At 72.4% G+C, this 23,873-nt stretch carries 29 protein-coding genes and 1 riboswitch; of the genes, 20 read left to right on the top strand and 9 right to left on the bottom strand.

The genetic code is table 11. From position 1 onward, the window contains the following. Positions 1–69: 69 nt before the first annotated feature. Positions 70–215: riboswitch (cobalamin riboswitch) on the bottom strand. A gap of 84 nt (positions 216–299) precedes the next feature. From AB8O64_RS31280 to AB8O64_RS31255, 6 genes are all read left to right on the top strand, one after another. Then, positions 300–1,676 carry a cobalamin biosynthesis protein CobG gene (locus AB8O64_RS31280; RefSeq protein ID WP_370422862.1) on the top strand — a complete coding sequence of 459 codons (1,377 nt, stop codon included), beginning with the start codon at positions 300–302 and terminating at the stop codon, positions 1,674–1,676. Positions 1,677–1,719: 43 nt separating this feature from the next. Then, the gene (locus tag AB8O64_RS31275) at positions 1,720–2,355 is read left to right on the top strand and encodes a precorrin-8X methylmutase (protein WP_356458670.1); all 636 of its coding nucleotides are present in this window, start codon (positions 1,720–1,722) and stop codon (positions 2,353–2,355) included. Next, positions 2,352–3,863: a precorrin-2 C(20)-methyltransferase gene (locus tag AB8O64_RS31270; protein WP_370422860.1), complete on the top strand. Its 1,512-nt coding sequence runs from the start codon at positions 2,352–2,354 to the stop codon at positions 3,861–3,863. Before AB8O64_RS31275 ends, AB8O64_RS31270 begins: the two co-directional genes overlap by 4 nt. Before the next feature lie 236 nt (positions 3,864–4,099). Further along, complete coding sequence (locus AB8O64_RS31265; RefSeq protein ID WP_370422858.1) at positions 4,100–4,276, top strand: hydrophobic protein; 177 nt, start codon at positions 4,100–4,102, stop codon at positions 4,274–4,276. A 73-nt stretch (positions 4,277–4,349) separates the two neighbouring features. Beyond that, on the top strand, positions 4,350–4,988 hold the full coding sequence (locus tag AB8O64_RS31260; RefSeq protein ID WP_370422856.1) for a hypothetical protein: 639 nt from the start codon (positions 4,350–4,352) through the stop codon (positions 4,986–4,988). Between the two features lie 9 nt (positions 4,989–4,997). Next, positions 4,998–5,420: a hypothetical protein gene (locus tag AB8O64_RS31255; RefSeq protein ID WP_370422855.1), complete on the top strand. Its 423-nt coding sequence runs from the start codon at positions 4,998–5,000 to the stop codon at positions 5,418–5,420. A 191-nt stretch (positions 5,421–5,611) separates the two neighbouring features. On the opposite strand, the gene AB8O64_RS31250 is transcribed toward AB8O64_RS31255, so the two are convergent. Continuing rightward, entirely contained in the window at positions 5,612–5,800 is a 189-nt protein-coding gene (locus AB8O64_RS31250; protein WP_370422854.1) for a hypothetical protein, read from the bottom strand. A gap of 90 nt (positions 5,801–5,890) precedes the next feature. Then, a complete protein-coding gene (locus AB8O64_RS31245; protein WP_370422853.1) occupies positions 5,891–6,643 on the bottom strand; it encodes a cobalt-precorrin-6A reductase in 753 nt (250 codons plus the stop codon). A gap of 113 nt (positions 6,644–6,756) precedes the next feature. Here AB8O64_RS31245 and AB8O64_RS31240 point away from each other — a divergent pair, with 113 nt between their 5' ends. The 8 genes from AB8O64_RS31240 (at position 6,757) to AB8O64_RS31205 (ending at position 13,666) form a co-directional block, all read left to right on the top strand. After that, a complete protein-coding gene (locus tag AB8O64_RS31240; RefSeq protein WP_370422852.1) occupies positions 6,757–7,908 on the top strand; it encodes a cobalt-precorrin-5B (C(1))-methyltransferase in 1,152 nt (383 codons plus the stop codon). A 56-nt stretch (positions 7,909–7,964) separates the two neighbouring features. Then, positions 7,965–8,666 carry a hypothetical protein gene (locus AB8O64_RS31235; protein ID WP_370422851.1) on the top strand — a complete coding sequence of 234 codons (702 nt, stop codon included), beginning with the start codon at positions 7,965–7,967 and terminating at the stop codon, positions 8,664–8,666. Between the two features lie 281 nt (positions 8,667–8,947). Then, positions 8,948–9,622 carry an HAD family hydrolase gene (locus AB8O64_RS31230; RefSeq protein WP_370422850.1) on the top strand — a complete coding sequence of 225 codons (675 nt, stop codon included), beginning with the start codon at positions 8,948–8,950 and terminating at the stop codon, positions 9,620–9,622. Between the two features lie 213 nt (positions 9,623–9,835). After that, positions 9,836–10,492 carry a leucine efflux protein LeuE gene (gene leuE, locus AB8O64_RS31225; RefSeq protein ID WP_370424028.1) on the top strand — a complete coding sequence of 219 codons (657 nt, stop codon included), beginning with the start codon at positions 9,836–9,838 and terminating at the stop codon, positions 10,490–10,492. A 390-nt stretch (positions 10,493–10,882) separates the two neighbouring features. Then, positions 10,883–11,437 (top strand): hypothetical protein, encoded by a 555-nt coding sequence (locus AB8O64_RS31220; protein ID WP_370422849.1) that lies wholly within the window; start codon positions 10,883–10,885, stop codon positions 11,435–11,437. Between the two features lie 60 nt (positions 11,438–11,497). Beyond that, complete coding sequence (locus AB8O64_RS31215) at positions 11,498–12,028, top strand: hypothetical protein (RefSeq protein ID WP_370422848.1); 531 nt, start codon at positions 11,498–11,500, stop codon at positions 12,026–12,028. A 176-nt stretch (positions 12,029–12,204) separates the two neighbouring features. Further along, positions 12,205–12,639: an ester cyclase gene (locus AB8O64_RS31210; RefSeq protein ID WP_370422846.1), complete on the top strand. Its 435-nt coding sequence runs from the start codon at positions 12,205–12,207 to the stop codon at positions 12,637–12,639. A 145-nt stretch (positions 12,640–12,784) separates the two neighbouring features. Further along, entirely contained in the window at positions 12,785–13,666 is an 882-nt protein-coding gene (locus AB8O64_RS31205) for a helix-turn-helix domain-containing protein (RefSeq protein ID WP_370422845.1), read from the top strand. A gap of 53 nt (positions 13,667–13,719) precedes the next feature. On the opposite strand, the gene AB8O64_RS31200 is transcribed toward AB8O64_RS31205, so the two are convergent. The 3 genes from AB8O64_RS31200 to sigJ form a co-directional block, all read right to left on the bottom strand. Continuing rightward, on the bottom strand, positions 13,720–14,469 hold the full coding sequence (locus tag AB8O64_RS31200; RefSeq protein WP_370422844.1) for an SOS response-associated peptidase: 750 nt from the start codon (positions 14,467–14,469) through the stop codon (positions 13,720–13,722). A 219-nt stretch (positions 14,470–14,688) separates the two neighbouring features. Further along, a complete protein-coding gene (locus AB8O64_RS31195) occupies positions 14,689–15,219 on the bottom strand; it encodes a hypothetical protein (RefSeq protein ID WP_370422842.1) in 531 nt (176 codons plus the stop codon). Between the two features lie 200 nt (positions 15,220–15,419). Continuing rightward, positions 15,420–16,337, bottom strand: coding sequence for an RNA polymerase sigma factor SigJ (gene sigJ, locus AB8O64_RS31190; protein WP_370422841.1), 918 nt, complete (start codon positions 16,335–16,337; stop codon positions 15,420–15,422). A 102-nt stretch (positions 16,338–16,439) separates the two neighbouring features. Between sigJ and AB8O64_RS31185 the strand changes: the two genes are divergently transcribed. Both AB8O64_RS31185 and AB8O64_RS31180 read left to right on the top strand, forming a co-directional pair. Continuing rightward, positions 16,440–16,811 (top strand): hypothetical protein, encoded by a 372-nt coding sequence (locus tag AB8O64_RS31185; protein ID WP_370422839.1) that lies wholly within the window; start codon positions 16,440–16,442, stop codon positions 16,809–16,811. A gap of 210 nt (positions 16,812–17,021) precedes the next feature. Next, positions 17,022–17,747, top strand: a complete 726-nt coding sequence (locus AB8O64_RS31180) for a dienelactone hydrolase family protein (RefSeq protein ID WP_370422838.1) — start codon at positions 17,022–17,024, stop codon at positions 17,745–17,747. A 54-nt stretch (positions 17,748–17,801) separates the two neighbouring features. Here AB8O64_RS31180 and AB8O64_RS31175 read toward each other — a convergent pair whose 3' ends face one another. Next, on the bottom strand, positions 17,802–18,269 hold the full coding sequence (locus AB8O64_RS31175) for a hypothetical protein (protein ID WP_370422836.1): 468 nt from the start codon (positions 18,267–18,269) through the stop codon (positions 17,802–17,804). 157 nt (positions 18,270–18,426) lie between these two features. On the opposite strand from AB8O64_RS31175, the gene AB8O64_RS31170 reads away from it, so the two are divergent. From AB8O64_RS31170 to AB8O64_RS31160, 3 genes are all read left to right on the top strand, one after another. Beyond that, positions 18,427–18,963, top strand: coding sequence for a GNAT family N-acetyltransferase (locus AB8O64_RS31170; RefSeq protein ID WP_370422834.1), 537 nt, complete (start codon positions 18,427–18,429; stop codon positions 18,961–18,963). Between the two features lie 176 nt (positions 18,964–19,139). Beyond that, entirely contained in the window at positions 19,140–19,490 is a 351-nt protein-coding gene (locus AB8O64_RS31165) for a DUF6191 domain-containing protein (RefSeq protein ID WP_370424027.1), read from the top strand. Then, positions 19,487–20,011 carry a DUF3995 domain-containing protein gene (locus tag AB8O64_RS31160; protein ID WP_370422832.1) on the top strand — a complete coding sequence of 175 codons (525 nt, stop codon included), beginning with the start codon at positions 19,487–19,489 and terminating at the stop codon, positions 20,009–20,011. Before AB8O64_RS31165 ends, AB8O64_RS31160 begins: the two co-directional genes overlap by 4 nt. An 8-nt stretch (positions 20,012–20,019) precedes the next feature. On the opposite strand, the gene AB8O64_RS31155 is transcribed toward AB8O64_RS31160, so the two are convergent. From AB8O64_RS31155 to cbiE, 3 genes are all read right to left on the bottom strand, one after another. Beyond that, entirely contained in the window at positions 20,020–20,415 is a 396-nt protein-coding gene (locus AB8O64_RS31155; protein ID WP_370422830.1) for a rodlin, read from the bottom strand. 139 nt (positions 20,416–20,554) lie between these two features. Beyond that, positions 20,555–21,304, bottom strand: a complete 750-nt coding sequence (cobM, locus tag AB8O64_RS31150) for a precorrin-4 C(11)-methyltransferase (RefSeq protein WP_370422828.1) — start codon at positions 21,302–21,304, stop codon at positions 20,555–20,557. Then, entirely contained in the window at positions 21,301–22,560 is a 1,260-nt protein-coding gene (gene cbiE, locus AB8O64_RS31145) for a precorrin-6y C5,15-methyltransferase (decarboxylating) subunit CbiE (protein WP_370422826.1), read from the bottom strand. Before cbiE ends, cobM begins: the two co-directional genes overlap by 4 nt. A gap of 154 nt (positions 22,561–22,714) precedes the next feature. On the opposite strand from cbiE, the gene tsaD reads away from it, so the two are divergent. Further along, on the top strand, positions 22,715–23,770 hold the full coding sequence (gene tsaD / locus AB8O64_RS31140) for a tRNA (adenosine(37)-N6)-threonylcarbamoyltransferase complex transferase subunit TsaD (RefSeq protein WP_370424026.1): 1,056 nt from the start codon (positions 22,715–22,717) through the stop codon (positions 23,768–23,770). Positions 23,771–23,873: the final 103 nt, after the last annotated feature.

Genomic DNA, 23,873 nt, shown 5'->3' with positions numbered 1-23,873 from the left:
GAGGGTCGCCCGGGGTACGCCGGACCGGATGGTGCGCATGCGGCGGCTGGCCTTCCTCGGGGTCCGCGCCCCGGGCGGTTGGAGGACGGCGGGAGTTCCTGACTCGCCCGGCATCGCTGCCGGGCTCACAGTGGCGGGACCGTGCCGGAGTCTCACCGGCTTCCTCCCCTGACGCCGTCGCTGGCGTTTGGCGGACCAGAGGACGAACAAAGAGATTCTGGCCACCGATGAGCATAGTAAGCGCTGACCGTTTGGCACAGGACGGTGCACCCGGTGTGATCGTCGGTATGCTCGCCGCCATGCCCGTCACCCCCACATCCCCCCCGGAGCGGGATAAACCGGCCGCCGGCGGACGGACCGTCCGCGCGGGCGGCGACGCCTGCCCCGGTGCGCTGCGGCTGCACACCGCGGACGACGGTGCGCTGGCGCGCGTCCGGTTGCCGGCCGGGTTGTTGACAGCCCGTCAGGCGGTGGCATTGGCGCTGGTCGCCGAGGAACTGGGCGACGGGAATCTCGACATCACCTCGCGCGGCAACGTCCAGTTGCGCGGGCTGGCCGACGGCTGCGGCGGTGAACTGGCCGACCGGCTGCGGGGCGCGGGGCTGCTGCCGTCCGACCGGTACGACCGGGTGCGCAATGTGGCGGCCTCGCCGTTGTGCGGTCTGGACGGGGCCACGGAGCCGGCCCGCGCCGGGGCAACCGATGTGCAGACCTGGGCGCGCGCCCTGGACGCACTCCTGTGCACCCCCGCGTCCGATGCGCCCGACCCCTCCGAGGGTCTGGATTTGTCAGGTTTGTCGGGCCGTTTCCTCTTCGGACTGGACGACGGCCGCGGCGACATCGTGGCCCTCGGCCCCGATGTGACATTGATCGCAAGCGGCGAGGAGCAGGCCGTGCTGTGCTTCGCCGCCACCGGGCCCGGTCTGCGGATCGCCGCCCGTGACGCGCCGCGCGCGGCCGCGCTGGCCGCGCGCGAGTTCCTCGCGGCACTGGCCCACAGCGGCACCAGGGCCTGGCGTGTCCGGGACCTGGCCCCCGAACACCGCCCGCGCGTCGAAGCGTTGGCGGACCGGCTGACGGCCGCGGGCATCGCTTCCGTCCCGCTGCCCAGGCCCCGTCTGCCGCACGGCCCCCCCGTCGGGCCCGGCCTGGTCACCGGCCGGGACGGGCGGTGCGCCCTGTCGGTGACCGCGCCGCTCGGGCGGCTGACCGCCGCCCAGTGGCGGCTCGTGGCCACCGCGGCCGACCGGGACGGGACGGGCGAGCTGCGTGTGACACCCTGGCGCGGCATCGTCGTCCCCGGCCTCCCGGCCGGTACGGCCCGCTCCCGGCTGACGGCGCTGGCGGACGCCGGACTCGTCACCTCCACCACGTCCCCCTGGCACCGGGCGGGCGCGTGCGCGGGCCGGCCGGGCTGCGCCAAGTCCCTCGCGGACGTACGGGCGGACGCGGCGGCCTGCCTCGCGGGGCTGCCCCCAGCGGGGCTCCCGGTGTACTGGTCCGGCTGCGAGCGGCGGTGCGGCCACCCGGGCGGGACATGGGTCGACGTGCTCGCGACCGGGGACGGCGGCTATCGGATCGCGGTACGGGACGGGGAGACGGAAACGACGACGGAAACAGCCACAGCGGGGGGACTGGCCGACGCGGTCGCGGCGGCCCGTACCTCCGCGGACTGACCCTGCACGACACCACCAGGCGCAACCCAGCAAGCGAGGCACAGTGTTCGAGTACGAGAAGGACGGCGCGTCCATCTACCGCCAGTCCTTTGCCACCATCAGGGCCGAGGCCGACCTCGGCGGACTGCCGCCGGACGTCAGCCAGGTCGCGGTGCGCATGATCCACGCCTGCGGGATGGTCGATCTCGTACGGGACCTCGCGTACTCCCCCCAGGTGGTGGCACGGGCCCGCGAGGCGCTGCGCGCCGGGGCGCCGATCCTGTGCGACGCGAACATGGTCGCCAGCGGGGTGACCCGCAAGCGGCTGCCCGCGGACAACGAGGTGCTGTGCACCCTCGCCGACCCGTCGGTGCCGGAGCTGGCCCGGCGGATGGGCACGACCCGCAGCGCGGCGGCGCTGGAGCTGTGGCGCGAGAAGCTCGACGGCGCGGTCGTCGCGGTCGGCAACGCGCCGACAGCGCTGTTCCGGCTGCTGGAGATGCTCGAAGAGGGCGGGGCGGCGGCGCCGCGCCCCGCCGCGGTCATCGGCATACCGGTGGGCTTCATCGGTGCGGCCGAGTCCAAGGACGCCCTGGCCGACAGCCCGCTGGGGCTCGACTATCTGGTGGTGCGGGGCCGTCGCGGCGGCAGCGCCATGGCAGCGGCGGCGATCAACGCGATAGCGAGCGAGGAAGAGTGAACGAGCAGCCTTCGACGACGGGCCGACTGTACGGAGTGGGCCTCGGCCCCGGCGACCCGTCGCTGATGACCGTGCGGGCCGTCGAGGTCATCACCGCGGCCGACGTCGTCGCGTACCACAGTGCCCGGCACGGCCGCAGCATCGCGCGCACCATCGCCGAACGCCATCTGCGCCCCGACCACATCGAGGAGCAGCTGGTCTACCCCGTCACCACGGAGACCACCGACCACCCCGGTGGCTACCGGGGCGCGATGGAGGAGTTCTACGAGGAGGCCGCGGCGCGGCTGGCCGTCCATCTGGACGCCGGGCGCACGGTCGCGGTGCTCGCGGAGGGCGACCCGCTCTTCTACAGCTCGTACATGCACATGCACAAGCGGCTCGCGGACCGCTACCCCACGGAGGTGATCCCCGGGGTCACGTCCGTCAGCGCGGCGGCGGCCCGGCTGGGCGAGCCGCTGGTGGAGGGCGAGGAGATCCTGACGATCCTGCCGGGCACGCTGCCCGAGGAGGAGCTGACGGCCCGCCTGGCCTCGACCGACTCGGCCGTGGTGATGAAGCTCGGCCGGACGTTCCCCGCCGTGCGGGGCGCGCTGGAGGGCGCGGGCCGGCTCGCGGACGCGCGGTACGTCGAGCGCGCCACGATGCCCGGGGAGCGTACGGGCCTGCTGGCCGACGTGGACCCCGAATCGGTGCCGTACTTCTCGGTGGCGGTGCTGCCGAGCCGTGTCGACGCGGCTCCGGCCGCCTCGGACCGGGGCGAGGTCGTGGTCGTCGGGCTCGGCCCGGCCGGCCCGCTGTGGCTGACGCCGGAGGCGCGCGGCGAGCTCGCGGCGGCCGAGGACATCGTCGGCTACAGCACGTACGTGGACCGGGTGCCCGTCCGGCCGGGCCAGCGGCGGCACCCGTCCGACAACAAGGTGGAGTCCGAGCGCGCCGAGTTCGCGCTCGACCTCGCCCGGCAGGGGCGGCGGGTCGCCGTCGTCTCCTCCGGCGACCCGGGTGTCTTCGCGATGGCGACGGCGGTCCTGGAGGTCGCCTCCGAGGACCCGTACCGCGAGGTGCCCGTGCGGGTGCTGCCCGGCATGACGGCGGCCCACGCCGCCGCATCCCGGGCGGGCGCGCCGCTCGGCCACGACTACGCGGTCGTGTCGTTGTCCGACCGGCTCAAGCCGTGGGAGGTCATCGCGGAGCGACTGCGCTCCGCCGCGGCGGCGGACCTGGTCCTCGCCCTGTACAACCCCGGCTCCCGCAGCCGCGTCTGGCAGGTCGGCAAGGCCCGCGACCTCCTCCTGGAACACCGTCCGGCCGACACCCCGGTCGTCCTGGGCCGGGACGTGGGCGGCCCGGAGGAGAGCGTACGGATCGTCCGGCTCGGCGAACTGGACCCGGAACAGGTCGACATGCGCACGATCCTCATCGTGGGCTCCACGCAGACCCGCGCGGTACGGCGTGGCCCCGGCGGCGGCGAGGAGATCGTCTGGACGCCCCGGCGGTATCCGGAGAAGTGACGCCACGGTGCCCTTCGGGCCGGGAACACCCGGGCCCGAAGGGCACCGTGTTCGTTCGCCCGAAGAACACATCGCTCTGGCCAATGCGTTGACAAGGGCAGACGCCGGGCGTTGACTGACCACTACGGCGTAGGGCTACGACGCTCCGGCATCCTCCGGACGGCGCCCCCCGTCCAGCTTCGCCCGGCCCCCGCGGAACTCAGGGAATCCTCCCTGTGCTCATTGGAGCTCCGGCCGTGACCGTCTGGATCGTTCTCCTCCTGCTGGTCCTGCTTCTGTTCGGGTTCGGCTTCACCATGCACCTGCTGTGGTTGGCCGCGGCTCTCCTGCTGATCGTCTGGTTCTTCGCCTTCGGCCGCCGCACCCACAAGGGCGGCGGATCCCGCTACCGCAGCGGCCACGGCCATCGGTAGCCGGCCCCAGGCTTCGGACCACCCGCCTGAAGACTCGGAGCGGCTCACGAGCCGGGAAGCAGCGAGGGAAGTCATGTCCACCGTCGTGATCATCATCTCGATCGTCGTGGCCGTCCTGGCCGTGGCCACCGCCCTCTTCATCGGGCGCGGCCGGGCACGTGGCGGCCACCGGATGAAAAAGCGCTTCGGCCTCGAGTACGACCGTGCCGTCGCCTGTCACGACGGCGACACCGAGGCCGCCGAGCGGGAACTCGGCGAGCGCGTGCAGCGGCACGGTTCCCTGAAGGAGCACCCGCTGCCGCCCGAGGCCCGCGAGCGGTACGTGATCCTGTGGGCCCGGATCCAGGAGCGGTTCGTCGACTCACCGCGGGAGGCTGCCGCGGAGGCCGACGCGCTGTTGGCGCGGCTGGCGGAGGACCGGGGCTTCCCCGGCGGTGAGCGGTTCGAGGAACAGCTGGACGCGCTCTCCGTCCACCACGCCGGGCAGGTCCACGGCTACCGCAGGGTGCACATGGCCGTGCGCGGCGAGGCCGGCACGGAAGAAACGCGGGACGCCCTGGTCGAGGCCCGGGGCCTCTTCGACGAACTGGTCGCGCGACGGCCGGAGGGCTCGGAGCGGCGCCGGCACGCCCTCGACGGGTCCCACGACGGGTCCTACGACAACCGCGGCCACGCACCGAGGGTGCGCGGCCGGCCCGACACGAAGGGATAGTGGCACGTCATGCTGTACGACAAGGAACGCGCGCAACAACCCCCGACCGAGAAACGGCCGCCCACCACTTCACGCGCCCCGCAGACACCTCCCCCCGTGCCGGCCCGGCACCCCCTCGAACCGGTCACGGGCCCCGCCGGCCCCGACCGTGGCCCCGGCTCGGCGCGGCTCCTTCCGCAGGACGGCCGGGACGAGCTGACCGCATGTCTCCAGCGGGCCGTCAACACCTTCCTCGACGACCCGCGCCGGGCGGTGGAGGAAGCCGAGGGCGTCTTCGACGCGACCGTCACCCACGTCACGGACACCCTCGCCGAACGAGGGCGCGCGCTCCGAACCGGCTGGAAGGACCGGGACACCGAGGCGGAGACGGAGGAGCTACGGCTCGCGCTCCGACAGTACCGGGAGATCACGGAGCGGCTGCTGCGCATGTGAGCACGTAGCTGAGCCGTCACCGAGTCGTCGCGACAGGACGCGCCCGGCCGCCCCGCCTCCCGGCGGACCGGCCACCGGCCGGACATCCGGGTGGCCGGGCGATCGTCCTCGCGAGGCTTCACCGGCCGCAGCCGTAAGACCTACGCGCGAAGTCGCGCCCTCGCTCCGGCGGTCGTACCCGGCAGCGGGGACTACCCGCGGGCGTCCTTCTCCGCCGAAGCCTCGGACGCCCTGTCCTCGGCGTCCGCCTTGGCCTGCTTCACTCTGCCTCGCGCCACATGCTCCGCGTGCTTCGTGCGCGCTCTCTCGCCGGGTGCGGGATGTTTGGCCTCGTCGGCCAGATGGCGTTCCTTGTCCTGGGACCGATCGGCGTTTCCCATGATCGTTTCTCCCACGGAGGCTCGGTCTGGGGGATCACCCTCACCATGCCACCAGCGGCCGGGCGCCGCACATCGTCATGTGCCGATCCCTCACGTCAGTGATGCGCGCAGCCAGCGCGCCGCCTCCGCCGGATCCGCCGCGACGGGCACCCCCTCCGGAGCCGGGGGCCGGCGGACGATCACTACCGGGATGCCCGCCTGCCGGGCGGCGACGAGCTTCGCGGCCGTCGCCGCAGCCCCGCTGTCCTTCGTGACGAGGACGTCGATGCCGTGGCGGCGCAACAGCTCCGCCTCACCCTCCACCGTGAAGGGGCCCCTGGCCAGCAGCACCTCCATGCGCGCCGGCACGGGCGGTTCCGGGGCGTCCACGGAGCGGACGAGGAACCACATATCCTCCAGGTGGGCAAAGGCCGCGAGGCCCATCCTCCCCGTGGTCAGGAACGCCCGCTTCCCGAGCGCGGGGATCGCGTCCGCCGCCTCGGCCAGCGAGCCGACCGGGTGCCAGTCGTCGCCCGGCCCCGCGACCCAGCCGGGACGGCGGAGGGCCAGCAGGGGAACATGGACGTCCGCGGCAGCCCGTGCCGCGTTGCAACTGATCGTGCCGGCGAAAGGATGGGTGGCGTCGATGAGCGCGTCCACCTGCTGCTCGCGCAGCCACCGGGCCAGGCCCTCGGGTCCCCCGAACCCCCCGATCCGCACCTGTCCCGCGGGCAGTCGCGGTGCGGCGACGCGCCCCGCCAGCGAGCTGGTGACGCGCAGCGCGGGATCGGCCGCCAGCTCGGCCGCGAGCCGTCGCGCCTCGGTGGTGCCGCCGAGGATCAGGACGTGGCGTGGCCTGTGCACCGCCGGCCTCCCGGGTCGGGCCCGCGGGCGCGGGCCGGTGTGCCGGGCGCACGGCCCGGCCGGTGCCGCGGCGGCACCGAGTGGTCAGGTTAGCCGGACGGGCGGAGCCCCCCGTGACTGACGTCAAGGCCGAACCGACCCCGAGCGGGCGCGGTGCGCAGCTCGCGCACACCGGGCTCCGGCACGGCTGGACCACCGGCGCCTGCGCGACGGCGGCGACCACCGCCGCGTACACCGCGCTGCTCACCGGCGACTTCCCCGACCCCGTGACGATCACCCTGCCGAAGGGGCAGACACCCGCCTTCGCGCTCGCCGCCGAGGAGCTGCGCGACGGCGGCCGGACGGCCATGGCGGCGATCGTCAAGGACGCGGGCGACGACCCGGACGTCACGCACGGGGCCTTGATCCGGGTCACGGTCCGAGCCCTGCCGCCCGGCTCCGGGGTCGTCTTCCAGGCGGGCCCCGGGGTGGGCACGGTCACCCGGCCGGGGCTGCCGCTGGCCGTCGGCGAACCGGCGGTCAACCCCGTCCCCCGGCAGATGATGCGCGATCACGTGGCCGAGGTCGCCGCCCGGCACGGGGGCACCGGGGACGTCGAGATCGAGGTGTCGGTCGATCACGGCGAGGAGATCGCCCGCTCCACCTGGAACCCGCGCCTGGGCATCCTGGGCGGCATCTCCATCCTCGGCACCACCGGCATCGTCGTCCCCTACTCCTGTTCGGCCTGGATCGACAGCATCCGGCGCGGTGTGGACGTGGCCCGCGCGGCGGGGCGCACGCATGTGGCGGGCTGTACGGGCTCGACGTCGGAGAAGGTCGCGGTCGCCGTGCACGGACTACCCGAGGACGCCCTGCTGGACATGGGCGACTTCGCGGGGGCGGTCCTGAAGTACGTCCGCCGTCACCCGGTCGACCGGCTCACCGTCGCGGGCGGCTTCGCGAAGCTCTCCAAGCTCGCCGCGGGCCATCTCGATCTGCACTCGGCCCGCTCGCAGGTGGACAAGGGCTTCCTCGCCGAGCTGGCCCGCCGGGGCGGCGCGGACGCGGAGCTGGCCGCCGCGGTCGCCGCCGCCAACACCGGTCTGGAGGCCCTGACCCTGTGCGCGGCCCGCGATGTCCCCCTCGGCGACCTCGTCGCCCGGGCCGCCCGCGACGAGGCCCTGGCGGTGCTGCGCGGGGCGCCCGTCACGGTCGACGTCATCTGCATCGACCGCGCGGGCACGATCGTCGGCCGGGCGCAGCCGCGCGGTCCGGCCGGGGGCTGACCCGGACCGGGCGCGGGGTAGGGTCACGCCGAAGATCACCAAGGGGGATTCCGCACATGCACCGCCACCTCACCAGAAGCACCTGGGGCCTTCCGATACTCGTCAGCGCACTGGTGGCCACGTCCGGTTGCGGCGGCCGCTCCCCCGACGCCACGCCCCCGGCCGGGCCCGGCGAGCGAACCGCCGCGTCCGCGGACAAGCCCGCCGCCCCGGCTCCGACGAAGCCGGCCCGGGTCGCCGAGCTCAAGCGCCTGCTGCTGACCACCGACGACCTCGGCAGCGACTACACCGCGGAACCGTCGAACGACGACACGAAGGACGACGACACGGTGAGCGGCTGCCCGGCGATGGAGCGGCTCGTCGCCAGGATTCCCCGACTGCAGCCGGTGAACCAGGCGGAGGTCTGGTTCATGTACGGCAGCGATCCCCGCTCGACCCTGGAGGAAGAGCTCGACAGCGACTCCCCCGCGCAGCTGTCCGCCACGCTGCGGGAGGTCCGGGACACCTACCGGGCCTGCCCCACCTACACCGTGACGTCGGGCACCACACCGGTCCGGATCACCCTGACCGAAGCCGTCATGCCCGACCTCGGTGACGAGCGGTACGCCTTCACCTCGACGTTCATCGGCCCCGGAGGCGCGTCGGAGGTCAAGCGGGTCGCCGTCCGCAAGGACAACATCACCCTCTTCCTGACCGGCTCCCCCGCTCTCGTCGACAAGCACCTCAAGAAGGCGTTCGAGAAGGCCACCGCCCGCTGAGCCCGCCCGCGCGGCGGTCCTGGGTCGTCCGATGCGCGCGGCCCGGCCGGCTTGCTGCCCGGCGATCTCATGCGACGCGCAAGCCCAAGGCGAAGACCGCGATTCCTGCCTGATATCGGGCAGGAATATGGACGTTCCACAGCTCCCGACCTAGGGTGATTGCTCATGATCACCTCAGACGCCATGGGAACTTCCGCGCCCACAGCGGGACTTCTCACGCTGACAGCCGGACTGGATGCCGTACGCGTCCCGCGCACCACCTGAAGCGAAAGGACACCCGCATGGGCTCGCTCCTCACCAACGCCGAGGCAGTGGTCTTCGACTGCGACGGCTTGCTGGTCGACACCGAAGCATGCTGGACCGTTGCGGAAACGGCCATCTTCGCGGCACACGGTCACCCCTTCGGCCCCGAACAGAAAGCGCTGGTCATCGGGCGCACCGTGGAGGACGCCGCCGAGGCCATGGCCGAATACCTCGGGCGCCCCGGCGCCGGGGCCGAACTCGCCGCCGAACTCCTCGAAAGAGTCCGCAAAGAGCTCTCCCGAGGCGCCGAACCTCTCCCCGGGGCAGCGGAACTGGTGCGCGCCTGCCGGGCGGCCGTCCCCGTCGCCGTAGCCAGCAACAGCCCCCGGGAACTGCTGGACGCGGCCCTGTGGTCGGCCGGCCTCGCGGACTGCTTCACCCACTCGTTCGCCGCCGACGAAGTACGCTCCCCCAAGCCCGCACCGGAGCTCTACCTCACGGCATGCGAGACACTCGGTGTACCCCCGACGCGTTCTGTCGCGTTCGAGGACTCGGCCACGGGTATTGCCTCGGCGCGTGCTGCCGGGCTCTGCGTCGCGGTCGTGCCGTCCCTTTCGGGAACCGACCTCGACCACGACTGGCTGGGCACCAGCCTGGCCGAACCCGAACTGCTGGACTGGGCAGGGAGGCTGGGAGACGGCACGGTCCGCTGACCCACTCGTCTTGGTGCGCACGAGGGGGCCTGCGGCGAGTTGGCGAACGCTCCCGGCGGATCAGGCTTCTCGCGGTTTATTCCGTTGCCGAACCGTCCGGCATGGGATCTGCTGGTCGACCACGAGCGGCCGAACGTCCTTATGAGCAGCGCCGAGGCCGCCTGGGGCTCGGCCGCCCGCCGGGCTCCAGCGGGCGACGAGAAGGGTTCCGGAATGCTGGGAGTGGAGAATCTGCCGACCTACGCCCTGGGCGCGCTGCTGATCATTCTGCTGCCGGGGCCGAGTTCATTGTTCACGCTCTCGGTCGCCGCACGTCTTGGGGTCAGAGCCGGCTACCGCGCCGCGGCAGGGGTGTTCCTGGGCGAGACCCTGCTCATGGTGGCGACGGCTGCCGGGCTCGCTTCGCTGCTGCAGACCAACGAGCTGCTGTTCACCATCGTGAAGTACGCCGGAGCCGGCTACCTGACCTGGATCGCGGTGGGCATGATCCGGGCGGCGTGGGCGATGTGGCGACGCCGCAACGGAAAGACCGCGGAGGATGCGGCGGTCGCCCCCGACCCGTCGACGGGCGGAAGGCTGTTCCGACGCTCGTTGGTGATCACCATCCTGAACCCGAAGGCGATTCTGTTCTTCATCTCGTTCTTCGTACAGTTCGTCGACCCGCGGTATGCGTACCCGGGCCTGTCCTTCGCGCTGCTCGCACTCGTCTACCAAGTCATCAGCATCGCGTACGTCACCGCCTTGATCCTCGGCGGTACCTACCTCGCCGCGCAGTTCCGCCGCCGCCGGAAGCTGTCAGCGGGCCTCACGACGGGGGCCGGAGCGCTGTTCCTCGGCTTCGCGGCGAAGCTGGCCACCACGAGCAACTGAGCGCGGCGCCGGCGTCCCTCATGCCCTGCCCCGGCGGCCAGGCCGCCGGGGCACCGCGGAGGGGGCAAAAGCCCCGGTCCGGGTGCCCGGGGCTCCGGCGCCCCCGCCCGGCTCTGTCCACCGATGCTTGCCCGTGGGGCAGGTGAGGAGGACGATGGAGAAGGGGCGAGAGGGTGTGCGTGAACGGAGGAGAACCTGATCGTCTCGGGCGATCCTGTTCCTGCCGGGCAGCCTCAGCCGGCTCCCGCTGAGCCGCGACGGCCGGCCACCGGCCTGGGAGCGGCCCCCTTGGCAAGGAGCGGCGGGAACGTGGGCGCCGCGTCGGCGGCCGATGCCCCAAGGCAGCAGTCGCCGCGCTCGGGGAGCATGCGGCTACGAGCGGAGGATGCCATGTCCCTCATCACCATCATTATCATCGCCGCTGTGCTGGTGCTGCTTGTGTGCGCGGTGACGGCGGGGACGCTCGCCGCGCGCCGCCGGAAGCTGCGGGAGCGCTTCGGACCGGAGTACGAGCGGACCGTGGAGTCCAAGGACAGCCGCCGTGAGGGCGAGCGCGAGCTGCGCGAGCGCCAGGAACGCCACGACGCGTTGGACATCAAGGAACTGCCGGCATCCGTCCGGGACCGCTACGCCCAGGACTGGGCGCGCGTACAGGAGCAGTTCGTCGACCGGCCCGACGACGCGGTCCATGAGGCGGACCGGCTCGTGACCACGCTCATGGGCGAGCGCGGGTACCCCACCGAGGGGTACGAGCAGCAGGTGAGGGATCTGTCCGTGGAGCACGGACGCACCCTGGAGCACTACCGGGCCGCCCATGAGGTCAACGACCGCAGCAGTCGCCATCAGGCGACCACGGAGGAGCTGCGCGGCGCGATGGTGCACTACCGCGCACTGTTCGACGAGCTGCTCCACAACGGCGACCGGCCGCGCGAGAGCCGGGGATGAGAGATCGGCCGGCAGCCCGCAGACGGTGAGCCGGCTCCGTCGGTGTCCGGACGGACCACGATGACGGACGGAAGTGACGAGGAAATGCGCAACCACGACACACCCCGGGACGACGAGGGTGTTCTCTCCACGGAAGACCTGGCCGGTGCCCGGCAGGGCATCGGAGACACCGGAGACGAGGCGCTGGATCCGGCTGACGCGCCGCCGCAGTACCCCGGGGAAGCCACCGGCCTCGACCGGGAAGGCCGGGAAGGGCAGGAGGACCGGGAGGGCAACGGCGGGACGTCCGCCGGTGACCGCCGGGAAACGGAACCGACCGAGGAGAACGAGCCCCTGCTCGGCGAGGAAGAGGAGGAATTCCGCACCAGGTGGCAGAAGATCCAGAGCGACTTCGTCGATGACCCCAGGGACGCCGTCAACGCGGCCGACCAGCTCGTCGCCGAGACGATGCAGGCCCTGGCCACGACCTTCTCCGACCACAAACGAGGACTCGAGGACCAGTGGCAGCAGGGCGAGGAAGTGGCGACTGAGGATCTACGTGTCGCCCTCCAGCATTACCGCTCCTTCTTCAACCGCCTGCTCAGCACCTGAAGTCTGCCGACCGGCCCGCCTCCCCGTGCGGGCGGCACGGCCGGCGGGCCTCGTATGCCGACAGCGGTGGGAGCACCCGGAACCGCACGCGCGGTCCCGGTCCGCGAGAGTGAACCTCCGTGGAGGCCGGGCGCGTCACATCCGAGGGATGCGGCGCACCCGGCCACACTGCGGGAGTGTCCGCAGAAGAGAACAAGAAGCTCGTCCGCCGCTTCTACGCGGAGATCGACCAGGGCAACATCGACGCCTTGGACGACCTCGTCGCCGAGGACTACCTGGACCACTCTCCCCCGCCCTTCCCGGGCTTCGGCACAGGTCTCGAAGGGCTGAAGCAGATCTTCCGCGTGTTCTGGGAGGCGACGCCGGGCACGCACGAGATCCAGGACCAGGTGGCGGAGGGCGACAAGGTCGTCACGCGGCTGCTGTGCCGGGGTGTGCACGAGCGCGATCTGCCGGGCATTCCCGCCACGGGCCATCAGTTGGAGATCACGGCGACAGTCGTCCACCGCATCGAGAACGGCAAGCTGGCGGAAAAGTGGTCCGACAAGGACACACTCGGTTTGCTGCAACAGCTCGGCGTCCTTCCGCCGCTCGGGGAACCGACCGAGTAGAGCGGCATGTTCCCCGAGCGGGGACAGCACGACCTGGGCGCGAAAACCGTGGCCGGCCTGGTGTCCGGCCTTGTCCGGGCCCTGTCCGGGCAGGTTGGCCGGTTCGCGGATTGCGCCCCCGGCCCACGCCGGGAACCATTCCGGCATGCGGGGGACCGGCACACAGCGACGAAGCGCACGTGACGCGGACGAGCTCACCGATCGCATGCGCCAGGTCAAGGACCGCTCGGGACTGACCTACCGGGAGTTGGAACAGCGGGCGCAGGCCCGGGGCGAGTTCCTCGCCCGCAGCACTCTCGCGGACGTACTCCAGCGCCAGTCCCTGCCACGACCGGAACTGCTCGTCGCGTTCCTCCACGCCTGTGGGGTGGACGACGAGCGCGAGATCGCAGCGTGGCTGGAGACCCGGAGTCGCATCGAGGAGGGGTCGGGCAGGTCACGCCGCTTCCGCCGCAGGCCAGTGGCGGTCACCGTGGCCGTGATCGCCGTCCTCCTGCTGACAGCGGGTGTGTGGATGCTGCTGCCCGGCGACGGGAACGGAACACGTGCGCCGGCGGCCTCGGCCGTACGGGGCTGGGTGGAGATCCGCCCGGCCCGCACCCCGAACCTCTGCCTGACCGAGGGCCGCGACCGCAGTGGCGCGTACCCGAGCGCGATCGCCGCGCAGCGCCCCTGCGGGGAGGCGAGACCACCGCACACCTACCTCAAGCGGGTGCACGACGGCCCCGACGCCCCGTACTCCATCGAATGGCACCACCCCCAACACGGAAAGGGCTGCCTCACCATCCGCCGGAGCGCCCCGGCGAAAGGCATGCTCGAACCCTGGGACGCGTGCAGCCGTTCCAACAAGGACCAGCACTTCCGCATGGAACCTGTGGGCGCCACGACGCGCTATCGCCTGCGTCTGGAGGGCACGCGCCGGTGCGTGGGCATCGCCGGCGAGGACACCGCCCCGGAGGCGGAGGCCATCGAAAAGCGGTGCAGCGACGGCCCGGACCAGCAATTCCTGATCGAGAACGTGGCCTGACGAGGCCCCACGGGGTCCGTCCGCCGCGGTGGCGCGCGCCTGTCGATCGTCGGTCAGGCTTCGGTGCCCGGTCCGGGGGCGTCGTCCAGGAGGTGGGGGCCGTTGTTGCGGACGCTGTTCACCGCGGTGGTCACCGCGCGGACGTCGAGGTCGCCGTGGGCGGGGGCGTTCAGGAGGGCGCGGAGTTCGTCGGGGTCCTGGTGCGCGGGGTCGAGCCAGGCCTCGTAGTCCGCCGGGGAGATGGCCAGGGGCATGCGGGGGTGGATGCGGCCGGCGGTGTCGGTGGCTTCGGTGGTGATGACGGCGCAGGTGGTCCACCACGCCGCGGGGTCCTCGTCGTCGGCCACCGCGGGGTCGCGCCAGAACTCGTACAGCCCCGCCATCGCCATCACCTGCCCGTCGGCCGGGCTGATGAAGTACGGCTGCTTCCTGGCCTTCGCCGTCCCGGTCGCCGGGACGGTCTGCCATTCGTAGAACCCGTCCGCGGGGAGCAGGCAACGGCGCTTGGCGAACGCACGACGGTAGGCGGGCTTCTCGTGCACCGTCTCCACCCGCGCATTGATCATCTTCGCGCCCGTCTCCAGGCTCTTCGCCCAGAACGGCACCAGCCCCCACCGCAACGCCCGCAGCTGCCGCTCCAGCACACCGCTCTCACGGTCAGCGCGTTCCAGCACCGCCCATACGTCATCGGTCGGGGCGACATTCCAGCTCGGTTCCACGAGCTGCTCCGGGTTCCAGCCCGCGACCTGGAACAGACTCGCCAGGTCCTGGGGGCTGCGGGTGGAGACGTATCGACCACACATGGCACCTACCTTGCCACGTGCCCTGTTCGGCAGCCGTGCGTCAGGCCTAGGGGCCGCCGCCGACAGTGACCCGGATCTGTCCCGCTCCACGGATCGGCCCCCCTGGCCAGGGCTGCACCCTCGCCCTGACTCTGCCGGTGACGGCCCGTCACCGGGACGGGGCCGCGCACGGCGTCGGGGGCGCCACGCGATACGGCGGCGCCGCCTTCCCCTTTGCCCTCATCCGGTCGTGATCCTCAGCGCGCCCACTCCGGTGACGCCTCCCAGCCCGGCCGGCGTCAGGCATGCCGTCGGGGGCTCCGCGGGCAGCATCCGGACCGTGCGGCGCGCCGTGCCGCCCGCGCCGAGACCCTCCGTCACCCGGCCCGTGAGCGTCACGACCATGACGCCCGCGGCCCGGACGGCGATCGACTCCCCGTAGACGATCACCGACTTCCGGCCGTCGGCGTAGCGCACCCGCTCCCGCACGCGGGGCGAGTTCACCGTCACGCACGAAGCGGCGGGCGACTCTCCCACGCTGAGCCCGGCCGCCGGGACCGGCGCCGGGCCGAGACCGTGGCAGCTGTAGTCGCTGACGGCCTTGAGGGAGACCCGCTTCGGCAGAAGGGTCAGCCCCGGGCTGTACGTGGTGTTCTCCGCCCCCTCGCAGGCGATCACCTTGCCGGGTTCCGAGGCCGGGGCCGGCACCGAGGACGCTCCCGCCAGCACCAGGGAACACACAGCCACCACGGCACCACGTACACCGAACATTTTCCCACCCTCCGCACCACGGACGCGCCGACGATCGCGCTCCGCTGCTCCCTACCCGCGCGGAGCGCTGGGGCCCCTCACCGTAGGAAACTCCCGGAGCACGCCCGTCCCGCCGCGCCCAGCACGCACGCCCCGGCGCGCGGCCGATAGCCGCACCACCGGCCTGCCAGGCGGCCGGACGCACGAGGTGTCCCTGCTGATCACTCCGGGCCCCTGCCCTGGCCCTCCCGTGCCCACAGCCGTAGCTTCTCGGGGTTGCGGACCGCCCAGATCCGGGTGATGCGCCCGTCGGAGACGTCGAACGAGGCCACGGTCATGACGACGCCGGCACGCTGGGCCACCAGGCCCGGCGCACCGTTGACCGATCGCTCCAGCAGTTCGAGCCCCGGAGCCTTGTCGGCGACGGCAACCATGTACTGGGCGATGCGCGCGCCGCCCTCGACCGGGCGCAGGGCGGTGCCGACCATGCCGCCGCCGTCGGCGGTCATCACGGCGGCCGGGTTGAGGAGACGGATGAGGGCCGCGATGTCCTTGGTCTCCCATGCCTCTTTGACGCCTCTCACCACATCGGCCCGGCCGGTCGCCGTCACCGGAGCGCGCGAGGCGGTCACCCGCCGCCGGGCGGAGGAAGCCAGCTGCTTGCAGGCCGCAGGGCTCCGGCCGAGGGCATTGGCGATCTCGGTGAACGGGTACCGGAAGACGTCGTGCAGGACGAACGCCACCCGCTCGGCGGACGTCATCGACTCCAGGACGACGAGGAAGGCCATGCCCACCGACTCATCCAGGATGAGCTGGTCGGCGGGGTCCGCACCGCCCGCGCGGCCCCACTCGGTGCGGTCGGGCAGCGGCTCGGGCAGCCACGCGCCGACATAGCGTTCACGGCGGGTCCGCGCCGAGCCGAGCAGGTCCAGGCAGATGCGGCTGGTCACCGTCGTCAGCCAGGCGCCGGGAGACAGGATCTCCTCCTGCCGGCTGCGTGGCAGCGCGCACCAGCGCGCGTAGGCATCCTGTACCGCGTCCTCGGCCTCGGTCAACGACCCGAGCAACCGGTAGGCGATATTGATCAGTTGGCGCCGCTCGCCTGCTATCCCGTCCGCGCCGGCCCCGACAGTCCCCATGCTTCGGCCGCCCCCTCGCCTTACCTTTCGCAGGCCCGCGTCGTCGGGCTGCCGAGACCTTATCGACCGGCCGCCCGAGGGCGGACAAAGGGGGACTGTGACATGGCCACTCAGGTGACGGCGAACGCACAGCGGCGCAGTGCCTTGTTCCTGCAGATCGCGATCGCCCTGCAGACCCTGACCATCCTCCTTCAGGCGGTCTCCGCCGGACTGCTGCTGGCCTCGTCCTACGGGGAGACGCTGCACAGCGTCGGAGCCCGCGTGATGTACGGGGCGTCGATGCTGTATGTGCTCGCGGCGGTACTGGCATGGAAGCCGGGCGGCAGCTCACCCCGGCCGATCTGGCACGCGTCGGGCTTCCTCGTACTCGCCTCGGTCCAGGTCGTGCCCGGCATCGCGCACGTCCCGTCGGTTCATCTCCCGCTGGGGGTCCTGATGTTCGGTCTGAGTGTGCTGGCGCTGGCCCGGCGCTGAGGCCCGTACAAAGGTGTGCCGCTTGTATTCGTCAGGCCAGTGCTTCCTCTGGTCCCGAGCCCGGCCGTGATCTCCTCGGCCGAGGAGCTGCGCAGCGCCTCGTCGCTCAGGTACGACCGGCTGGGCCCAAATGGCAGAGCCCACCCGAGCGTTCAGCCAACGGCTGAACACCTGCCCGACCGGGCTCGATGATCGCTACAGTCCAGTCTCATGACGACGGTTACCACGCGGACGGTCGAGTACCCGGCCGACGGCCTGACGATGGTCGGGCACCTCGCGCTCCCGGCCGGTGTCGACCGCCGGCCCGCGGTGCTGCTCGGACCAGAGGGTCCGGGGCTCAGCGACGTCGAGCGCCGCCGGGCCGATGCGCTCGCCGAGCTGGGATACGTGGCGCTGGCCTTCGACATCCATGGCGGGCGATATTTGAGCGACGCCGAGGAGATGCTGGCCCGTTGCATGCCGCTGCTCGACGACCCCGACCGGATGCGGGGCATCGGTCACGCGGCGCTCGATGTGTTGCGCGCCGAACCGCGTACCGCCCCTGAACGGATCGCCGCCATCGGCTACGGCACCGGGGGCGCCATCGGGCTGGAACTCGGGCGCGACGGCGTCAACCTGCGCGCGATCGGGACAGTCAACGCACTGACCACGGGCCGGCCGGGCGAGGCGGCGCGCATCCGCTGCCCGGTGTGGGCCGGGGTCGGGTCGGAAGACCCGATCATGCCGCCCGCGCAACGGGCCGCGTTCACCGCCGAGATGCAGGCCGCGGGCGTCGACTGGCGCCTCGTGGTCTACGGCGGTGCCTTGCACGCCTTCCACCACCCGCCGGTCGACCAGCCCGTGCTCCCCGGCGTCGGCTACCACCCACGGCACGCGCAGCGCGCCTGGCTCGACGTCGTCGACCTGCTCGCCGAGTGCCTGCCCGTGACGGAGTGATCTGGTTCGAGGCGCACTTCGACGACGAGGTTCGGCAGAGAGTAAGCCAGGAGCTCAGGTGTAGAAGGTCTCGAACGTTCCGATCCACCAGGCTGCCAGCGGCAGGACGCACACCTGTATGCAGGCCGTGATCCAGCACCGGCACAGGACAGCGATCCCGAAAGTCCACCATGCCGTCGTGCGCAGCATGCTCACCACTCCGGCCTGATATCCCTGCCCGGTGGGATCCGTCATGCCTGCGTAGCCCATCCAGTCCTCGGTGAAAATGCCGTCCGTCCCGAACACGATGGCTCCCGACACGAGCCACAGGTCGGCCAGGACGGCGAACACAGCGAGCGCCACGTCGAAGCGCAGGTACGCGGTCGTCGGCACCAGCAGCCGTACGGCCGCGTGTCCGTGGCGGCGCATCCAGTCCTGCCGCCGGATGCGCACCAGCACAGCAACGGCGTACCCCAGCGCACCGGCGGCTGCCAGCCACCCGGCCATGAAGAACAGCCCGAAGAACAGCATCCAGAAACCCACACCGGGCCAGATGCCGCACCGTTCGGAACGGTTCCCTCCGTAGCGGGGAGGACTGCGGCTGAGCGGCGGTGACGGCACGCCATCGCCGCAGGCTGACCTCGATGATCGGCTGAGCAACCGCTTGGCCAGTCCTCGGAGGAGAGATCATCATGTGGGGATGCCTGACAACCAGCCCTCTGTAGCACCGACTGTCGTGCGGCTCCCCCGGTACACGAAGACGGAGCAGGACGAGATCCTCGGCGACGGCGACGATCCCTTCGGTGTTGCCGCGGCCGGTCTCACCTGGCTGCCCAAAGAAGAACACTTCGGCATCAGACACGGCGACCGACTTGTGGCACACGCCGGCCTGCTGAGGCTGCCTGTTGCGATCGGCGACACCCGGACCGAGGTGGTGGGCGTCGGCGGGGTGGCCGTCGCACCCGACATGCAAGGTCGGGGGCTGGCGCGGCTCGTGGTCACAGCAGCACTCGACCACGCTCGCACGATGGGTCCGCAGCACGCGCTCCTGTTCTGCCGACCTCTTCTCGTGCCGCTGTACCAGCGCCTCGGCTGGCATCCGCTCGACAGGGACGTACTCGTCGAACAACCCGGAACCCGCTTGGTGACCATGCCACTGCGGACCATGGTGACGCCCCTGCGCGACCAGGCTCACTGGCCTTCGCAGCCAGTGCGTCTGTTCTCCCTCCCGATGTGACGGGCCCTGCCGCACCGCTGTCAGTTCGCGCGGACATTTCGGCCCTGCGATCAACAAGTGCTTCCCGAATGCGGCGACAGACGGCGCCCGCACGTCCGATGGGAACGACGCCGGCCTCTCCGCCGTTTCCCGACCGTCAACTGTGGTGAGGGCGATGGGAGGTGCCGACTGTGGCGATGTGGGCCATGTCGTTCCCGGCGTTCGTGTGTCTACTGGCCCTGTTCGCCCTGGTGGAGAGCATGTGGCGGTGGTTCACGGGGCTGGGCTTGATGCCGTGGCTGCGCAGGCGCGCGGGGCGGTCGTTGTCGAACACGGCCTTCGATGAATTCACGGCGGTCGTGAACGGAAACAAGACGGTGGAGCTGGAGCAGCGGAGGGTGGAGTTGTTGCGACGGGACGACGAGAGCGACGGTGCGCCGCCCCGCTCCAGCATCGATCTGGCCAAGGGCACCGCAGTCATCGTGTTGCCACAGGAAGCGGACAGCCCATGTGCTGACAAGCGCGATGCCGGTAAGGGCCTGCGGTGAAACGCGAACCGGAGGGAACAGGCGCGAAGCCGTCCACGCTGTGGGGGCGTATCGCCTGCTGGTGGGCGGTCGCGTTCGCCGGGTTGCACTTCTACTGGGCCGTCGGCGGTGATGTGGGGCTGAGCGTCTCCGCCGGTCCGCTGGCCACCGAGCGCCCGCTGTGGTTCGTCGTAGCCGGTTTGTGGGGTGTGGGTGCGCTCTGCCTCCTCGGCGCCCTGCTGGCATGGCTGCTTGCCCATTCGAGGCTCCGGGGCGTTCCCGCTCGACTGGCAAGGTGGCTGGGATGGGGTGCCAGCGCCCTCCTGCTGGCCCGTGGCATCGGCATCGAGGTGCTGCTGCTGACCACCGGCACAGCACACCTGGACAGCTCCGTGAGCGCGAGCCAGCGGGCCTGGACGCTCGCCCTCTGGAACCCCTGGTTCATCGCCGGAGGGCTGGCCTTCGGCCTCGCCGCCCTTCGGTCCGGCAGGCACACCGATGCGCGAGCGCCGCGTCGGCTTCCTCCGGGCTGCGCGCCCTAGCGACGTGGTCAGTGGTTGGCGGACCCGTTTCCGGTCAGCAGCGGGATCTCCTCGACGAGGTGGGACAGCTGGTCGTCGCCGTCGCTGATCGTGGAATCGTCGGCGCACTGCTGCTGTTGCTGCGACGTGAGGACGGGGATGTCCTGAAGGCCGATGTTGACCAGCAGGGCGAGCGACTGGACGCCGACCTTTCCTACGCCGAGACACAGCTTGTTGAGCGTCCCCTGCACCGCGCTGATCTGCGGGCTTCGGTCGCCGCCGGTGACGGTGTTGCCGTATCCGGTCCTGGCGGCGTTGCCGTTCGCGACGTCCCCGCCGTCATTGCCGACGGCCGTCGCGGGAGCGACGAGGAGACCGGCTGCCGAAGCCGTGAGGGCGGCCGTCGCGAGTACTCTCTTCAGCACGTCCGGTGACCTTTCGCGTGGTGAGTCGTCCCTTGTCGGGGGTTCACCCGGGTAACTGGCCGTCACCGGGGAGGTTTCGCGCCCTCACTCGTTCGCCCCAGGCCGGGCCGCTCCTCGGCCACCTGATCGGCGCCGGCGCTCAGCCCGCGCAGCGGTCCCGGGTCGTCGAGTACAGGTGGCTGTCCGGGAACTGCTCCGCCCCCAGCGTGCGGCCCACGATGATGACCGCCGTCCGGACCACGCCCGCCTCCTTCACCTGGTCGGCGATGGTGGCGAGGGTGCCGCGCAGGACGAGTTCGTCGGGGCGGCTGGCCATGGCGACGACGGCGGCGGGGCAGTCGGGGCCGTAGTGCGGGAGCAGTTCGGCGACGACGCGGTCGGCGTAGCGGGCCGCGAGGTGCAGGACGAGGAGGGCGCCGCTGCGGCCGAGGGTGGCGAGGTCCTCGCCGGGGGGCATCGGGGTGGCCTGCTGGGCGATGCGGGTGAGGATGACGGTCTGGCCGACGGTCGGCACGGTCAGCTCACGGCCGAGGGCCGCAGCCGCGGCGGCGAAGGCGGGGACGCCGGGGACGATCTCGTACGGGATGCCGGCCGCGTCGAGGCGGCGCATCTGTTCGGCGACCGCGCTGAAGACGGCCGGGTCACCGGAGTGCAGCCGGGCGACGTCGAGGCCCGCCTCGTGGGCGGCGACGAACTCCGCCGTGATCTGGTCCAGGTTGAGCTGTGCCGTGTCGACGAGACGGGCGTCCGGCGGGCACTCGGCGAGGAGTTCGCGGGGGACGAGGCTGCCGGCGTAGAGGCAGACCCCGCACCGGGCCAGCGTCCGCGCGCCGCGCACCGTGATGAGGTCGGCGGCGCCGGGGCCGGCGCCGATGAAGTACACGGTCATGCGTCGGTTTCTCCTTCTGCGGGTTTGGCCACGGCTTCCGCGGGTTTGACCACGGACCACTGCGTGACCGGCATGGCCTGCCGCCAGCCGGTGAAGCCGCCGACGGGCACGGCGTGCGCGACGGCGAGGCGGGTCAGGTCGCCGCCGTGGCGGCGGTACCAGTCGGTGAGCAGCGCCTCGGATTCGAGGGTGACGGTGTTGGCGACGAGCCGGCCGCCGGCAGGGAGCGCGGCCCAGCACGCGTCGAGCAGGCCGGGGGCGGTGAGCCCGCCGCCGATGAACACGGCGTCGGGGGTGGGCAGGCCGGTGAGCGCGGCGGGGGCGGCGCCGGTGACGACGCGCAGCGCGGGTACGCCGAGGGTCTCGGCGTTGCGGGCGACACGGGCGGCCCGTACGGGGTCGCGTTCGACGGTGACGGCGCGGCAGGAGCGGTGGGCGCGCATCCATTCGATGCCGATGGAGCCGGAGCCGCCGCCGATGTCCCAGAGCAGCTCGCCGGGGGCGGGGGCGAGTGCGGCGAGGGTCGCCGCCCGCACATGACGCTTCGTCAACTGACCGTCGTGCTCGAAGGCTTCGTCCGGAAGGCCGGGGGTGAGCGGCAGCCGGAGGGCGTCCTCGGCGCGTCGGCAGTCGACGGCGATGACGTTCAGCGCGTCGCCGGGGGCGTGGTTCCAGTCGTCGGCCGTGCCCTCGACGCGGCGCTCGCGGGCGCCGCCGAGTTGTTCCAGCACGGTCAGCGGGCTCGGCCCGAAGCCTCGGTCGCGCAGCAGGGCGGCGACCTCGGCGGGGGTGTCCGCGCCGGCGCTGAGCACCAGCAGCCGGCGACCGGGGTGCAGGGCGGCGGACAGCACGCCGAGCGGGCGGCCGACGAGGCTGCGCACCTCGATGTCGTCGAGCGGCCAGCCGAGCCGGGCGCAGGCGTACGACACGGAGGAGGGGTGCGGCAGGATCCGCAGTCCGTCGGAGGTGCCGAGGGCCTCCACGAGCGTGCGGCCGATACCGAAGAACATGGGGTCGCCGCTGGCGAGTACGCACACCCGGCGTCCGGTGTGCGCGGCCAGCAGTCCGGGGACGGCCGGGCGCAGCGGCGAGGGCCAGGCGACGCGCTCGCCCGCGCAGTCGGGGGGCAGCAGATCGAGCTGGCGGGGGCCGCCGACGATCACCTCGGCCCGGCGCAGGGCCTCCTGGGAGCCGGGGGCGAGGCCCGGCCAGCCGTCGGCGCCGATGCCTACGACCGTCACGGGGGCTTGGCTCACGTGGGCGCACCTCGGGATTCGCGGCGTACAGGGGCATCGGAACTCTACTGACCTGCGACGACGGCACCACGACCGGGACCCGGCTCGCCTACAGTTGCATACTGTTTGCAATTACACAGGCTAGGCAGGAGGTCCGCTCGTGAGGCGTTCACCGGTGGTGCTGGGGATCGAGTCGTCCTGCGACGAGACCGGTGCCGGTCTCGTCCGGGACGGGAAGCTGCTGGGTCACGCGGTGACCTCCAGCATGGACGAGCACGCGCGGTACGGCGGTGTCGTGCCGGAGATCGCGGCCCGCGCGCATGTGCACGCGGCGGCGCCCGTCGTCCATGCCGCGCTGGCCGACGCGGGCCTGACGATGCGCGACATCGGGGCGGTGGCCGTGACGACCGGCCCCGGCCTGTCGGGCGCGCTCCAGGTCGGCGTCGCCGCGGCGAAGGGCTTCGCCTACTCGCTGGGCGTGCCGCTGTACGGCGTGCACCACCTCGCGGGGCACGTGGCTGCCGACACCCTGGAGCACGGGCCGCTGCCGAACCCGTGCATGGTGCTGATCGTCTCCGGCGGGCACACCTCGCTGCTGCTCGTGCGGGATCTGGCGCGCGACCCGATCGTCCACCTCGGCGACACCCTGGACGACGCGGCGGGCGAGTGCTTCGACAAGGTGGCCCGGGTCTTCGGCCTGCCCTACCCCGGCGGTCCCGCCGTCGACCGGGCGGCCCGCGAGGGCGACCCGCGCGCGGTGGCGTTCCCCCGGCCGCTGACCGGGCCGCGCGACGATCCGTACGCCTTCTCCTTCTCCGGTCTGAAGACGGCCGCCGCCCGCTGGGCGGAGCGGCACCGGCAGGCCGGGCGGCCGCTGCCCGTCGCGGACGGCGCCGCGTCCCTCCAGGAGGCCGTGGCCGACGTCCTGACCCGCAAGGCCGTCGCGGCATGCGTCGAGCACGGCGTGGGCACCCTCGTCGTGGTCGGCGGGGTGGCCGCCAACTCCCGGGTGCGGGCGCTGGCCCAGGACCGCTGCGCGGCGGCGGGCGTCGAGCTGCGGGTGCCGCCGCTGCGGCTGTGCACCGACAACGGCGCGATGATCGCGGCCGTCGGTGATCTGCTGGTGCGCGCGGGGGCGGAGCCCGCGCCGCTGGAGGTGTCCATCGACCCGTCGGCGCCGCTGGAGTACGCGGCGCTCCACCCGGTGGCGAGGGCCGCCCGCGCCGCCTGAGCCGTGTCCGGCGGGTCAGGTGAACGGGCGCCGCGGCCCGTGCCGCCCCGCACCACCACTGCGCGGCGGTGTCCTCAATCGCCGGGCTGTTTTGCCTGAGGTC

It is taken from the genome of Streptomyces sp. QH1-20, from assembly GCF_041283565.1.
Taxonomy (GTDB): Bacteria; Actinomycetota; Actinomycetes; order Streptomycetales; family Streptomycetaceae; genus Streptomyces; species Streptomyces syringius.
The sequence above is the reverse complement of the archived record's forward strand: the minus strand, read 5'-3'. Positions and strand labels throughout refer to the sequence as shown.

Coding starts and splice junctions, on each gene's coding strand:
- AB8O64_RS31220 (WP_370422849.1), top strand. CDS start 10,883: ATGTCCCTCATCACCATCATTATCATCGCCGCTGTGCTGGTGCTGCTT.
- AB8O64_RS31170 (WP_370422834.1), top strand. CDS start 18,427: ATGCCTGACAACCAGCCCTCTGTAGCACCGACTGTCGTGCGGCTCCCC.
- AB8O64_RS31185 (WP_370422839.1), top strand. CDS start 16,440: ATGGCCACTCAGGTGACGGCGAACGCACAGCGGCGCAGTGCCTTGTTC.
- AB8O64_RS31165 (WP_370424027.1), top strand. CDS start 19,140: ATGTGGGCCATGTCGTTCCCGGCGTTCGTGTGTCTACTGGCCCTGTTC.
- AB8O64_RS31235 (WP_370422851.1), top strand. CDS start 7,965: ATGCACCGCCACCTCACCAGAAGCACCTGGGGCCTTCCGATACTCGTC.
- AB8O64_RS31200 (WP_370422844.1), bottom strand. CDS start 14,469: ATGTGTGGTCGATACGTCTCCACCCGCAGCCCCCAGGACCTGGCGAGT.
- AB8O64_RS31250 (WP_370422854.1), bottom strand. CDS start 5,800: ATGGGAAACGCCGATCGGTCCCAGGACAAGGAACGCCATCTGGCCGAC.
- AB8O64_RS31215 (WP_370422848.1), top strand. CDS start 11,498: ATGACGGACGGAAGTGACGAGGAAATGCGCAACCACGACACACCCCGG.
- AB8O64_RS31230 (WP_370422850.1), top strand. CDS start 8,948: ATGGGCTCGCTCCTCACCAACGCCGAGGCAGTGGTCTTCGACTGCGAC.
- AB8O64_RS31180 (WP_370422838.1), top strand. CDS start 17,022: ATGACGACGGTTACCACGCGGACGGTCGAGTACCCGGCCGACGGCCTG.
- leuE (WP_370424028.1), top strand. CDS start 9,836: ATGCTGGGAGTGGAGAATCTGCCGACCTACGCCCTGGGCGCGCTGCTG.
- AB8O64_RS31195 (WP_370422842.1), bottom strand. CDS start 15,219: ATGTTCGGTGTACGTGGTGCCGTGGTGGCTGTGTGTTCCCTGGTGCTG.
- AB8O64_RS31255 (WP_370422855.1), top strand. CDS start 4,998: ATGCTGTACGACAAGGAACGCGCGCAACAACCCCCGACCGAGAAACGG.
- AB8O64_RS31205 (WP_370422845.1), top strand. CDS start 12,785: ATGCGGGGGACCGGCACACAGCGACGAAGCGCACGTGACGCGGACGAG.
- AB8O64_RS31280 (WP_370422862.1), top strand. CDS start 300: ATGCCCGTCACCCCCACATCCCCCCCGGAGCGGGATAAACCGGCCGCC.
- cobM (WP_370422828.1), bottom strand. CDS start 21,304: ATGACCGTGTACTTCATCGGCGCCGGCCCCGGCGCCGCCGACCTCATC.
- AB8O64_RS31260 (WP_370422856.1), top strand. CDS start 4,350: ATGTCCACCGTCGTGATCATCATCTCGATCGTCGTGGCCGTCCTGGCC.
- sigJ (WP_370422841.1), bottom strand. CDS start 16,337: ATGGGGACTGTCGGGGCCGGCGCGGACGGGATAGCAGGCGAGCGGCGC.